This window comes from Actinomyces howellii (assembly GCF_900637165.1).
In the GTDB taxonomy this organism is placed as follows: Bacteria; Actinomycetota; Actinomycetes; order Actinomycetales; family Actinomycetaceae; genus Actinomyces; species Actinomyces howellii.
In genome coordinates, this window is the sequence record NZ_LR134350.1 from 2,031,627 (window position 1) to 2,043,774 (window position 12,148).

Sequence of the window (12,148 nt, forward strand, 5' to 3'; positions counted from 1 at the left end):
GACCCACCCCACCACGAGGACAGACAGGACACCTCATCCCATGACCCACAAGCAGTTCCGCGTCCAGACCCTCAACGCCATCTCGGGCGCCGGGCTGTCCCGCTTCCCCGACGAGCTCTACGACGTCGGCACCGCCCCGGAGGACCCCCACGCCCTGCTCGTGCGCTCGGCCAAGCTCCACGACACCCCGATCCCCGAGTCGGTCCTGGCCGTGGCCCGCGCGGGCGCAGGCACGAACAACATCCCCGTCGACGCCCTCACCGAGCGGGGCATCCCGGTGTTCAACACCCCCGGTGCCAACGCCAACGCCGTCAAGGAGCTCGTCCTGGCGGGTCTGTTCCTGGCCTCGCGCAACCTCTTCCACGCCGCGCTCTTCGCCCGGGACCTGCCCGGCGACGACGCCGAGATCGCCAAGGCGGTCGAGGCCGGCAAGAAGCAGTTCGTCGGCTTCGAGCTGCCCGGCCGCACCCTGGGCGTCATCGGCCTGGGCGCCATCGGCGTCAAGGTCGCCAACGCCGCCCTGGGCCTGGGACTCAGGGTCATCGGCTTCGACCCGGCCATCAGCGTCGAGCACGCCTGGCACCTGTCGGCCGACGTCGAGCGGGCCGACTCGATGGAGGACGTCTTCCGTCGGGCCGACATCCTCACCGTCCACGTCCCCCTCATCGAGGCGACCCGCGGCCTGGTCTCCACCCAGAGGCTGGCCCTCATGAAGGACACGGCGGTGCTGCTCAACTTCGCCCGCTCCGAGATCGTCGACACCGAGGCCGTCGTGGCCGCCCTCGACGAGGGCACCCTGGGGGGCTACGTCTGCGACTTCCCCTCCACCCTCGTCGACCGGCACCCCAAGTGCATGGCGCTGCCCCACCTGGGCGCCTCGACCAAGGAGGCCGAGCGCAACTGCGCCATCATGGCCGTCGACGAGCTGCGCGGCTTCCTCGAGGACGGCCAGGTCCACAACTCGGTCAACTTCCCCGAGGCGGTCATGGCCCGCACGCCCGGCACCCACCGCTTCGTCATCGTCAACCGCAACGTCCCCAACATGGTCGGCCAGGTCTCGACCATCGTGGCCCAGCACGGCCAGAACATCGCCGGCCTGCTCAACAAGTCGCGCGGGGACCTGGCCGTCACCCTCGTCGACGTCGAGGGCGAGATCTCCCCGACGATCCTCGACGAGCTGCGCGCCATCGACGGGGTCCTGTCGGCCCGCGGCATCTGAGCGCCGCCCGCCGTCCCGCGGACCCGCCCTCCGTCGGCCCACCCCGCACGGGGTGGGCCGACGCCGACGTGCCATGCTGGTCCCCGCAGGCCGTCGGCCCGCACAGCCCGGCCCGGGAGCAGCGGCGCCCCCAGGCCGATGACCTGCGACGCACAGGAGCACCATGATCCGCACCATCGACCTGCCGGGGCGCACCCTGGCCGTCTCCTGCCACCCCGACGACAGCCTCGTCCTTGAGGACGGTGCGGCGGTGCTCACCTCAGCGCGCTTCGCCGTCCTGCACGACATGCCGGACGGCGAGGTCTACCGCCACGGGCACAACTCGTGGTCACCCTGCGGCTGGCGCCCCCTGAGCGCCCCGCCGCTGCGCATCGAGGACCCCGTGCGCCGCCGCACCGCCGACGACGACCGCTGGGACGACCCCGTGCGCCACCACTCCTCGTGGGTTGCCGTGCTCGAGGACCGCGGGCACGGGCTTCTCGTCGGGGCCCTGGAGGGCGAGACCCCACGGCTGCGCGCCGACACGGCCAGCCTCGAGGCCTTCACCGAGACCGGAAGGCCGGGACGGTGGCGGATCGCGGCCGGTCGGCCCACGGAGCTGCTCACCGCCTACGCCCAGGCCGTCGCCGCCGTCGCCGGACGCCGACCGGTGCGACCCCAGAGCGTGTGGAGCTCGTGGTACTCCTACTACGAGACCGTCTCCGAGGAGGCCATCGCCTCTGAGGTCGCCGGCCTGGCCGGGCTCGGGGTGCGCACGATCCAGGTCGATGACGGCTGGGAGCGCAGCGTCGGGGACTGGGAGGCGGGCGAGCGCTTCGGCTCAGGCATGGCCAGCACCGCCCGGACCATCCGCGACGCCGGGTTCGAGCCCGGCCTGTGGCTGGCCCCGTTCATCGCCGTGCCCGGGTCGCGGACCGCCCTCGAGCGCCCCGAGCTCTTCGTCACCGACCCCTCCGGCCGGCCCGCGGTCGCCGGCACGAACTGGGGCGTGGGCTACTACGCCCTCGACCTGACCAGGGCCGACGCCCAGGAGCACGTCGCCGAGGTCGTGCGCCGGGTCGTCCACGACTGGGGCTTCACCTACCTCAAGCTTGACTTCATCTACGCCGCCGCCGTCCCCGGGGTACGCCGCGAGCCGGTGGACCGCGAGCGCGCCTACCGGAGGGGGCTGGAGGTCGTGCGCGAGGCGGCGGGAGAACAGGCCCACCTCCTGGGCTGCGGAGCGCTGCCCCTGGCCTCCCTGGGACTGCTCGACTCGATCAGGGTCGGGCCGGACGTCGCCCCCCTGTGGGACAACTACGCCAGCACCGACCCCTCTGACGCGACCGCCCGCAACGCCCTGAGCACCTCGGCCGGCAGGCTGTGGCTCGGCGAGGTCATCGGGATCGACCCCGACGTCGTGCTCTTCCGCCACCGACGCAACCTCCTGAGCGACGAGCAGATGGGCTGGCTGCGCGACCTGGCGGCCGCCTGCCGGTTCAGGTGCCTGTCGGACCCCTGCGACTGGCTCGACGAGGCCGAGCGGGAGGCGGTGCGCGAGTTCCTGGCCCGCAGCGAGGAGGTCGAGCTGACCGGACGCTACCGCTTCCGGCTCGACGGGCGGGAGGTCGACCTCTCCCGGGCCGTCGCGGCGACAGGCGGCGCCTACCCCCTGTAGAGCGCCGGTGCGCCCCTTCCCTTCTCGCTCCCCAGTGACTACTATCTAGTAACCACTAGATAAGCGGCGAGGGAGCCGCTCAGGAGGGTCTCAATGACGCACACCGACCGTCTCGTCCTCGGCGCTGCCTACTACGACGAGTACACCCCCGCCTCCGCCGGGCCCGACCGCCTCGAGCGGGACATGGCGATGATGGTTGAGGCCGGCCTCACCACCATCCGGATCGCCGAGTTCACGTGGGGGACCTGGAACCCGGCCCCGGGCACCTTCGACTTCACCCACATCGACCGCACCCTCGACGCCGCCCGGGCCCACGGCCTCGACGTCATCATCGGCACCCCCACCGCCGCGGTCCCCACCTGGCTCGCCGCCCGTCACCCCGAGGTCCTGGGCGTGACCGCCGCCGGCCCGAACCGGTACGGGCCCCGGCAGAACATGAACATCCTGTCCCCGGCCTACCGCCACCACGCCGAGGCCGCGATCCGGGCCCTCGTGTCGCGCACGGCGCCGCACCCCGGTGTCACCGGATTCCAGCTCGACAACGAGACGAAGTACTACGACGCGGCCAACGACGACATCCAGCGGGCCTTCCGCGACAGCCTCAAGGAGCGCTTCGGCGGGGACCTCGAGGCCCTCAACGCCGCCTACGGGCTCAACTACTGGGCGAACCGGATCAACACCTGGGAGGACTTCCCGGACGTGACCGGCACGATCAACGCCTCCCTGGCCGCGGCCTTCGACGCCTTCCGTCGCGGCCTGGTCACCGAGTTCCTCGCCTGGCAGCGCCGCATCGTCGACGACTACCGCCTGCCGCACCAGTTCGTCACCCAGAACTTCGACTACGAGTGGCGCGGGCACTCCTTCGGCATCCAGCCGGCGGTCGACCACTTCGCCGCCGCCCGGGCCGTGACCCTGGCGGGCGTCGACATCTACCACCCGGGCCAGGACGAGCTGACCGGCAAGGAGATCGGCTTCGGCGGGGACGTGTCCCGCAGCCTCAAGGACGGCGAGCCCTACCTCGTTGTCGAGACCCAGGCTCAGGGCCAGATGGGCTGGCTGCCCTACCCCGGTCAGCTGCGGCTCCAGGCCTACTCCCACCTGGCGGGTGGCGCCATGGGAGTCATGTACTGGCACTGGGGCTCCCTCCACAACTCCTTCGAGACCTACTGGAAGGGCCTGGTCTCCCAGGACTACTCCGCCAACCCCACCTACCTCGAGGCGGCGGTCCTCGGCCGTGAGCTGGCCGAGCACGCTGAGGCCCTGACGGGCCTGCGCAAGCGCAACCGGGTGGCGATCATGGTGTCCAACGAGGCCCTGACCGCCCTGGAGTGGTTCAGCCTCGAGACCGGGTTCCCCCGGGCCTACTCAGGCGGCGGCCTCAACTACAACGACGTGTTCCGCTGGGTCTATGACGCCCTGTTCGACCTCAACGTCGAGGTCGACATCCTCCCGGCCGACGCCCCGGCGCAGCGCCTCAGCGACTACGACCTGCTCGTCGTGCCCGCCCTCTACACCGCGTCGGAGGCCACCACCGAGGCGCTGCGCTCCTACGTGTCCGGCGGCGGCAGGCTTGTCACGACCTTCCGCACCGGCGTCGCCGACGAGAACCTCCAGGTCGTCACCGACCGCCAGCCCCACGGCCTGTCGGGGATGCTGGGACTGGGCACCGACCAGTTCACCCGTCCCCAGGGGGTGCGCCTGAGCCCGGCCGGGGCCCTCGCCACCGCGCTCGACGGGCGCGCCGGGGAGGTCGACCTGGGGCTGCGCACCTACATGGAGCTGCTCACCCCCGTGGAGGCCCCTGAGGGTGGAGCCGACGTCGAGGTGCTGGCGAGCTACGAGCACCACGCCTGGTCCGGGCCCGCCATCGCCCGCCGCGCGGTGGGCTCCGGCTCGGTCACCCACGTCGCCGCGTGGACGAGCCCCGAGGTCCTCCAGGCGGTCCTGACCACCGTCCTCGACGAGGCGGGAGGGCGCGACTGGCCGGTGGGCCTGGCCGGAAGGGTCACCGTGCGCCGGGGAGTCAACGGCCGGGGCCGGTGGCTCACCTACTTCCTCAACTACGGCGCCGACCCGGTCTCCCTCGACCTGCCGGTGGCCGGGACCGACGTCCTGGGCACCACAGGTGAGCCGGGCACCGCCCTCGCCGCTGGCGGCGAGGTGACCCTGCCCGGCTGGGGCGTCCTCGTGCTCGAGGGCGACGCCGCCTGACCGCCCGTGCGCCCCGGGGCTCCGGCGTCGACGACGTCCGGCCTCCGCTGCGTCCCCCTCCGCCACCCTCCTGCACCCTCCCTCCGCCACCGACACCACGCCGCACCGACCAGTGAGGAGCCCTCATGACCGCCACCGCACCCACCTGGGTCGTCACCACCGAGACCCAGCCCTGGACGACCCCCGCCGCACCTGTCGAGGTCGGCCCCGCCGACGTCTTCCCCGAGGTCCTCGTCCGCCTCGACGCCCCCGCTCAGGAGGTCGAGGGCTTCGGGGTGTGCTTCAACGAGCTGGGCTGGACCTCCCTGTCCCGGCTCACCGAGGAGGAGCGCGCCGGGATCATGCGCGAGATCTTCAGCCCCGAGGGCGCCAACGCCTCGGTGTGCCGCATGCCCGTGGGCGCCAACGACTTCGCGGTCGACTGGTACTCCTACGACGAGACCGAGGGCGACCACGAGCTCGCCGACTTCTCCATCGCCCACGACGAGGCCACCCTCGTGCCCTTCATCAAGGCCGCCCAGGCCGTCCGCCCCGACCTGCGCCTGTGGGCCTCCCCGTGGTGCCCGCCGACCTGGATGAAGACCAACAGGCACTACGCCTGCGCGGTTCCCAACCCCGCGGCTGCCCAGGCCCGGTACGACAACGGCCTCACCCCGGAGCGGGCCATCGCGGAGGGGACCGACGGCTTCGTCCTCACCGAGGAGAACCTCGACACCTACGCCCGCTACTTCGGGGCCTTCATCGACGCCTACCGCGAGCGCGGCATCGACGTCTTCATGGTCATGCCCCAGAACGAGTTCAACTCCGACCAGGTCTTCCCCTCGTGCACGTGGACCCCGGCCGGGCTCGTGGCCCTTCTGCGCCGTCTCGTGCCCGAGATGGAGTCACGGGGGGTGGAGGTCTTCCTCGGGACGATGGAGCGGCCCGACCCCCGGCTCGTCGAGGAGGTCCTGGCCGACCCGGTCATCGGCGACCGGCTGGGAGGGGTCGCCTTCCAGTGGGCGGGCAAGGCGGCAGTGCCCTTCGTCCACCACGACCACCCCGACCTCAAGATCTACCAGTCCGAGCAGGAGTGCGGGGACGGGAAGAACGACTGGCGCTACGCCCGCTACGCCTGGACCATGATGCGCCACTACTTCACCCACGGCGCCACCGTCTACAGCTACTGGAACCTGGCGCTGGACGCCGGAGGTGTCTCCCGCTGGGGCTGGAGCCAGAACTCCCTCGTCACGGTCGACCCTCAGACCGGCGGGTTCACCTTCAACCACGAGTACTACGTCCTCAAGCACCTGTCGCACTTCGTGGCCCCCGGAGCCCGCGCGGTGCCGACCCTGTCGTACACGGGCTACGAGAACGTGCTCGCCTTCGCCAACCCCGACGGGTCTGTCGTGCTGGCGGCCCAGAACGACATGGGCTTGCCGATGCCGATCTCCTTCGGGGTGGGCGACCGGCTCGTGCGCCTCACGCTTCCCGCGGACTCGATCTCCACGGTGCTGCTGCCCGCCGGCTGAGAGCAGGGCCCGGGTCGGGAGCCCCGGCGGGCCCGTGCCCGAGCCGGGTGCCTCCGGTCCGAGGGGCGTGCTCAGCGGTAGCCGTCCCAGGTCGGAGAGGGGAAGAGCACCGGTTCCCAGCGCGCCCACTCCTGGCTCAAGGAGATCGCGGGACGGCGGAAGTAGCGGACCTGGATACCGTCCATGGCCTCGAGCACCATCTCGACCAGGGGCCGCATCGTGGCCCACCCGCCGGCCTCGATGACCTGGGGAGGCAGCCGCCAGGTGAACTGCGAGTAGTAGTCCCACACCTGGTCGGGGCGGTTGATGAAGTAGTCGTAGGCCGGATGGGTCTCATCGGTGGCCTCGACGCCCAGGGTCATGTAGAGGCCCATGAGCCGGGGGCGCGCCTCGTTGAAGGCGACGAGGTAGCGGAAGTAGGCGGGCAGGCTCATCCCCTCGGGGTGCGTGGCCGCGGGGTCACCGGAGTCGATGAAGTCCTGCGGCGTGCCCTGACGGTCGTAGCGCTGGTCGAGGAGGAGGCGCAGAAGCCCCTCCTTGGTTCCGATGTAGTGGAGGAGGCCCGCCTGGGTGATGCCGACGCCGTCGGCCACTCTCTGGAGGGACAGGCCGTTGAAGCCGTGCGTCGCCACCAGGTCGGTGGCGACCTCGACGATCTGCTCACGCCGCTGCTCGGCACTCATGCGGATGCGTGGCTTTGCGGGAGGGGTGGAGGCCATGGTCAGATCCTATGAAGGTTCCCTGCCTCGTCGGTGGCAGGAGCTCCGCACGGCAAGCCGCTCCTTCGCCGTCGTCCGCCCTCCGCACCCCGCCCCTCGACCGGTCATGTGACTGTCGACCGCCTATGTGCGTGCGTTGAGCCGGTCGAGATTTACATGACCGGTCGAACGCGGGGAGGCGACGACGACGGGGGCACCACCGGTGTCGCGGTGGTGCCCCCTGCTCAGCGTCCGCCTCTGCGTCCGGCTCGTGGGTGGCTCCGTGGGCCGGATAGCCGGCGCCCACCTGGGCTGCGGTGCCCGAAGCGGCCCCGGCTCAGCGGACGCGCCGGATCGCCAGGATGGAGATGCAGCCCAGGACGGCGAAGGTGATGGAGATGGGGAAGACGAGGGTGTAGCTGTCGGTAGCCCCCACGACGTTGGCGGTGATGATCGGGCCCGACATCTGCCCGAGCGTCGTGGACATGTTGAGGATGCCCAGGTCCTTGCCCGCCGTCTCCGGGTCGGGCAGGACATCGACGTTGAGAGCCTGGTCGACGGCGTTGTAGACGGCGTAGCCGAAGCCGGCGATGCCGGCGAACAGGTACATCCCGGTGGTCGTCGGCAGGAGCCACGGCATGGTCACTCCCACCGCGAAGCACAGGGAGGCCAGGACGACCGGAACCTTGCGGCGACGCAGCAGGTCGGAGATGGGGCCCGAGATAAACCCGCCGATGAGTCCCGCGACCATGATGATGGTGTTCGTCAGGGTGACGGTGGCGGCGACCTGCGCCGCCGACAGGGCCTTGCCCGCGTCCTTGAGGTGGTCCTGGATGATGTAGAGCTGGTAGGCGTTGATCATCTGGTAGGACAGCAGCATCGTGAAGCGGCCGATGAAGGCCTTGTAGAAGTCTCCCGCGTTGCGCGTCGGCGGGACGAAGGAGCGCAGCAGGTCGGCCACGGAGCCGCCGGCGGCCTCGAGGTCGACCGCCGAGCGCTCCTTGGGCCACAGGGCGACCGCGACGATGCCGGACACGCCCATGAGGACGCCGCCGAGCACGAAGCCCGGGGTCGAGGCCTGACCAGTGGTGATGAAGCGGGCCCCGATGATCGCCCCCAGCGGGTACCCGATGGCGGCTCCCACGCCCCAGAAGGTCGACATCGTGCCGCGGATGTTCTCCGGGACGCGGTCGGAGAGCACGGCGATGGCCGGGGCGAGCATCATGTTGAGGCCCACCATGCACAGGCAGTAGTCGATGGTCAGCAGCGTGATGTTGCCGATGACACCGACCCCGAAGAGGGTGGCGCCGCCGAGCAGGCCGCCGGCGACCACCCACGGCGTGCGCCGTCCCAGGGGCGAGCGGGTCCGGTCGGAGAAGTTCCCGAACACGAGGTTGGACACCAGGGACACGATCGCGGTCACCGCGCTGATGGTGGCCAGCAGCGAGTCGGGGTCGTCGACGCCGAGGTCCTTGAGGCGCTGAGGCAGGAGCACGGTGGCCACCGAGCTCAGGCCCAGGGCCCACAGGACGGAGATGGCCATGAATCCCGCGCCGAAGCGGACCATGGCGGACCGCGGGAGCGGGTGACCGGTGTCGGGGGCGAGGTTGGACAGTGTGGTCGAGGCTGGGGAGTCCTCGGTGGAGGTCGGTGCCATGGTGGCCCTTTCATCGAACGACGATGTCCGTCAGGGGACCTACTAAGTGATTAGTAAGTTCGATGGTGAGCGTAATCCATGCGCGTCACCCCGTCAACGGCTCGTCCAGGACCCCGTCACGGGCGGCGCCTCCAGCTCGTCGGTGACCTGCGCAGGAACGACATAGGCTTGCCGGGTCGGGAAGGAGAGCGATGAGCAGGTCCCCGGGCCCGGTCCAGCTGGCCGGTCAGGCCATGACGCCGACCGCGCCGCCACCCCCGGCCGTGCGCGCCGTGCCGATTGTGCCGACCGTGCGGGTCATGCGGGGCACGCGGGGCATGCCGGCAACGTGGGCAGGGGCGCTCTCATGCGCCTGATCTCCGATCTCACCGGGCTGGCCACCACCCGTGACTTCCGCACCCTGCTCGCGGTCAGGCTCGTCTCCCAGACCGGCGACGGCATGGTCCAGGTGGGGCTGGCCTCCCTGTTCTTCTTCCAGCCCCAGAACATGACGACCGCTACGGGAGTGGCGGCGGCCGTCGTCGTCATGCTCCTGCCCTTCTCCGTCGTCGGACCCCTGACCGGTCCCCTCATCGACCGCTGGCGACGACGTCAGACCCTGGTCGTGGGCAACCTCCTGCGGGCGGCCATCATCGGCGTCACCGCCGCGGTCCTCAACACGACAGGAGTCGGGCCGGTTATCTACGTCCTCGTGCTCGTGGCCCTGGGCATCAACCGCTTCCTCCTGTCGGTGCTCTCCGCCGGGCTCCCCCAGGTCGTCGACCGCGAGAGGCTGCTCGTGGCCAACTCCATCGTGCCGACCCTGGGCGGGGCCGCCGCCGCGCTCGGGGCGGTCATCGGCTTCTGCCTCAGGGTGCTCCTGCCCGACGGCGCCGCCCAGGACACGGCCAGCCTCGTCGTGGCCACCGGGCTGTACTGCCTGGCCGCGGTCGTCGTCCTGCGGATCGGAGTCGAGGGGCTCGGCCCGGACAGGGCCGACCGTTCTGCCAGCCCGGCGGCGGCGCTCGCGGCCACGGTCCGTGACCTGGCCGAGGCGGTGCGCTACCTTTCCGAGCGCGGGACGCCCGGGCTGGCGCTGGCCACGATGGCGGCGCACCGCTTCGTGTACGGCATGGAGCTCATCACGATGATCCTCACGGCCCGCAACCTCCTGGCTGACCCGCGGGACGCGACGACGGGGCTTGCGGTCTTCGGGGTGCTCATGGGAGCGATGGTCGCCGGGCACGGGCTAGCGGTCGTGCTCACACCGCTGGCCCACGAGAGGGTGCGCCCCTCGACCTGGGTGGTCCTGTGCCTGACCGGGGGGACAGCCGGCCAGCTCCTGCTCGTCGTCGGCCACGAACCGACTGTCATGACGGCGGGGATCTTCGTGTTCGGCGTCGGCGTGCAGGGCGCCAAGATCGCCGTGGACACGATCGTGCAGTCCGATACCGCTGACGCCTTCCGGGGGCGCGCCTTTTCCGTCTACGACGTCCTGTTCAACACCTCGGAGTGCGTCGCGGCGGGCGTGGCGGTCCTCGTCCTGCCCGACGTCGGCTGGTCGCGCCCGGTCCAGGCGGCCCTCGTCGTCCTCGTGTGGGTGGTGGCCCTGACCTACCGGTGGCGGGTGCGCCTCCTGGGCGACCGGGCGCGTGAGGTGGCCTGGGCGCCCTCGGTGTCCAGCAGTCCGGACGGGGCGGACCGTCTGGACGGGGCGGCCGACGCGACCTGAGCCGTGAGCGGGAGGCCTCAGCCGAGCCTCGACCTGGCGAACAGGGCGATCCCCGCTGCCACGGACACGTTGAGGGACTCGGCTCCCTCGACCATGGGGATCGTGGCGGTCAGGTCGACCGCGGCCCCGACCCCCGGGGACATGCCCCGCAGTTCGCTGCCGAACACGAGGCCCAGGGGCTCGTCGAGTCGCCCGACCTGGCCCACCGTCGTGCGTCCGTCGGCGGCCAGGCCCACGAGCCTGCACCGGCCGCGAGCCCAGCGCAGGACCTCGTCGGCCTCGGCCAGGACGACCGGCAGGGAGAAGACGTAACCGCGGCTGGCGCGCACGAGCCGGCGGTCCATGACCGTGTCGAGCTGGCTGTCGCACAGGACGACCCCGGCGGCTCCCAGAGCAAAGGCCGAGCGCACGATCGCACCGATATTGCCGACGATCCGCACCCCGTCGAGGACGACGACGTCGCCCGAGCCCAGGTCGATGTCCTCCAGGTGGGCGGGGGGCGGGGTGGAGGCGACCGCGACGACCTCGGGGCGGCGGCCGGACTTGAAGACCGAGGCCATGAGCGGGGAGGCGATGAGCCGGAACGGGACGCCGTAGGAGGCGCACAGGCGCACAAGGTCCTCGGGCACGTGGGAGGCGTCGGCGTAGACCTCGACGAGCCGCACCCCGGCACGGATCGCCTCGGCCACCGGGAGCTCGTCCTCGAGGAACATGACCGAGCCCGGCTTGAAGCGAGGCTTGGAGATGTCGGCGATCCGCTGGATCGCCGGGTCGGAGCGCTGGGTGATCGTGACGATCTCATCGGGTGCCATCGGCGCTACCCTACACAGCCCCCGGGTGGTCGGTGGGCGGTGCGTTCCGGTGCGCGGGTGCTGTGGCTGTGATCGGGCAGCCTCGTCGCTGGAGGGGCAGGGCGGGGGCTTGCCGTCGTGCGTCCTAGGAGTGTGCTGGGGGTCCGAGCGTCTGGGCCGGGCGCAGGGCAGGCCTCGGTGGCGTCGGCCTGTCGGCCGATCGGCCTGCGTCGACCGTCGTGATTCCCCGAGACCGCGGTCACATCGGACCTTGCGATGCTGCGCGACACGCGTTAGACTCCCTAGGTGCCGTTTCGATCATGATGAGAGGACGTCATGAGCTCCGACGCGTCAGTCACTAACCCGAGGTATCTGGCCCTGACTTCGCTCCAGTCGCTGGTGACGTCGAAGAACCAGGAGCTTGGCTTCTCCTTCTCCTCGGCGTACATGACGAACGAGCCTCCCTTGGCTGCCGCCTTCCTGGCCGAGCCGTCCAGCATCGATGCTGAGGACACGTGGACGGGGAACCTCGCGTCGCAGCAGGCGTACGACACCAGGACGGAGGTCGATACCCTGACGGGAGTGTTCGCCGATCTCGAGGCGCAGATCGAGACTGCGATAGCCAATACGCCGGAGGATGTGCCTGCAGACTCCGAAGAAGCACAATGGCCTCACGGCTGATGAGGAGCCGCA

Annotated in this window: 9 protein-coding genes; 6 read left to right on the top strand and 3 right to left on the bottom strand. The window is 71.0% G+C overall.

Annotated elements, in window-relative coordinates:
- Window positions 1–40 precede the first annotated feature (40 nt).
- The 4 genes from EL245_RS08575 (at window position 41) to EL245_RS08590 (ending at window position 6,598) form a co-directional block, all read left to right on the top strand.
- Window positions 41–1,219: a phosphoglycerate dehydrogenase gene (locus tag EL245_RS08575; RefSeq protein WP_126382761.1), complete on the top strand. Its 1,179-nt coding sequence runs from the start codon at window positions 41–43 to the stop codon at window positions 1,217–1,219.
- A 163-nt stretch (window positions 1,220–1,382) separates the two neighbouring features.
- A complete protein-coding gene (locus EL245_RS08580) occupies window positions 1,383–2,876 on the top strand; it encodes a glycoside hydrolase family 36 protein (protein ID WP_126382762.1) in 1,494 nt (497 codons plus the stop codon).
- Window positions 2,877–2,969: 93 nt separating this feature from the next.
- A complete protein-coding gene (locus EL245_RS08585; RefSeq protein ID WP_126382763.1) occupies window positions 2,970–5,087 on the top strand; it encodes a beta-galactosidase in 2,118 nt (705 codons plus the stop codon).
- Between the two features lie 125 nt (window positions 5,088–5,212).
- Window positions 5,213–6,598 carry a glycoside hydrolase family 30 protein gene (locus EL245_RS08590; protein WP_126382764.1) on the top strand — a complete coding sequence of 462 codons (1,386 nt, stop codon included), beginning with the start codon at window positions 5,213–5,215 and terminating at the stop codon, window positions 6,596–6,598.
- A 71-nt stretch (window positions 6,599–6,669) separates the two neighbouring features.
- On the opposite strand, the gene EL245_RS08595 is transcribed toward EL245_RS08590, so the two are convergent.
- Window positions 6,670–7,317, bottom strand: coding sequence for a TetR/AcrR family transcriptional regulator (locus tag EL245_RS08595; protein WP_126382765.1), 648 nt, complete (start codon window positions 7,315–7,317; stop codon window positions 6,670–6,672).
- A gap of 316 nt (window positions 7,318–7,633) precedes the next feature.
- Window positions 7,634–8,953 carry an MFS transporter gene (locus tag EL245_RS08600; RefSeq protein WP_126382766.1) on the bottom strand — a complete coding sequence of 440 codons (1,320 nt, stop codon included), beginning with the start codon at window positions 8,951–8,953 and terminating at the stop codon, window positions 7,634–7,636.
- A 346-nt stretch (window positions 8,954–9,299) separates the two neighbouring features.
- On the opposite strand from EL245_RS08600, the gene EL245_RS08605 reads away from it, so the two are divergent.
- Window positions 9,300–10,664, top strand: coding sequence for an MFS transporter (locus EL245_RS08605; RefSeq protein ID WP_126382767.1), 1,365 nt, complete (start codon window positions 9,300–9,302; stop codon window positions 10,662–10,664).
- 17 nt (window positions 10,665–10,681) lie between these two features.
- On the opposite strand, the gene EL245_RS08610 is transcribed toward EL245_RS08605, so the two are convergent.
- Window positions 10,682–11,476, bottom strand: a complete 795-nt coding sequence (locus tag EL245_RS08610) for a TrmH family RNA methyltransferase (protein WP_126382768.1) — start codon at window positions 11,474–11,476, stop codon at window positions 10,682–10,684.
- A gap of 315 nt (window positions 11,477–11,791) precedes the next feature.
- On the opposite strand from EL245_RS08610, the gene EL245_RS08615 reads away from it, so the two are divergent.
- Window positions 11,792–12,136, top strand: coding sequence for a hypothetical protein (locus tag EL245_RS08615; protein ID WP_126382769.1), 345 nt, complete (start codon window positions 11,792–11,794; stop codon window positions 12,134–12,136).
- Window positions 12,137–12,148: the final 12 nt, after the last annotated feature.

Excerpts from the sequence above, each read along its gene's own strand:
- EL245_RS08585 (WP_126382763.1), top strand. The coding sequence starts at position 2,970 with ATGACGCACACCGACCGTCTCGTCCTCGGCGCTGCCTACTACGACGAG.
- EL245_RS08580 (WP_126382762.1), top strand. The coding sequence starts at position 1,383 with ATGATCCGCACCATCGACCTGCCGGGGCGCACCCTGGCCGTCTCCTGC.
- EL245_RS08600 (WP_126382766.1), bottom strand. The coding sequence starts at position 8,953 with ATGGCACCGACCTCCACCGAGGACTCCCCAGCCTCGACCACACTGTCC.
- EL245_RS08590 (WP_126382764.1), top strand. The coding sequence starts at position 5,213 with ATGACCGCCACCGCACCCACCTGGGTCGTCACCACCGAGACCCAGCCC.
- EL245_RS08605 (WP_126382767.1), top strand. The coding sequence starts at position 9,300 with ATGCGCCTGATCTCCGATCTCACCGGGCTGGCCACCACCCGTGACTTC.
- EL245_RS08610 (WP_126382768.1), bottom strand. The coding sequence starts at position 11,476 with ATGGCACCCGATGAGATCGTCACGATCACCCAGCGCTCCGACCCGGCG.
- EL245_RS08615 (WP_126382769.1), top strand. The coding sequence starts at position 11,792 with ATGAGCTCCGACGCGTCAGTCACTAACCCGAGGTATCTGGCCCTGACT.
- EL245_RS08595 (WP_126382765.1), bottom strand. The coding sequence starts at position 7,317 with ATGGCCTCCACCCCTCCCGCAAAGCCACGCATCCGCATGAGTGCCGAG.
- EL245_RS08575 (WP_126382761.1), top strand. The coding sequence starts at position 41 with ATGACCCACAAGCAGTTCCGCGTCCAGACCCTCAACGCCATCTCGGGC.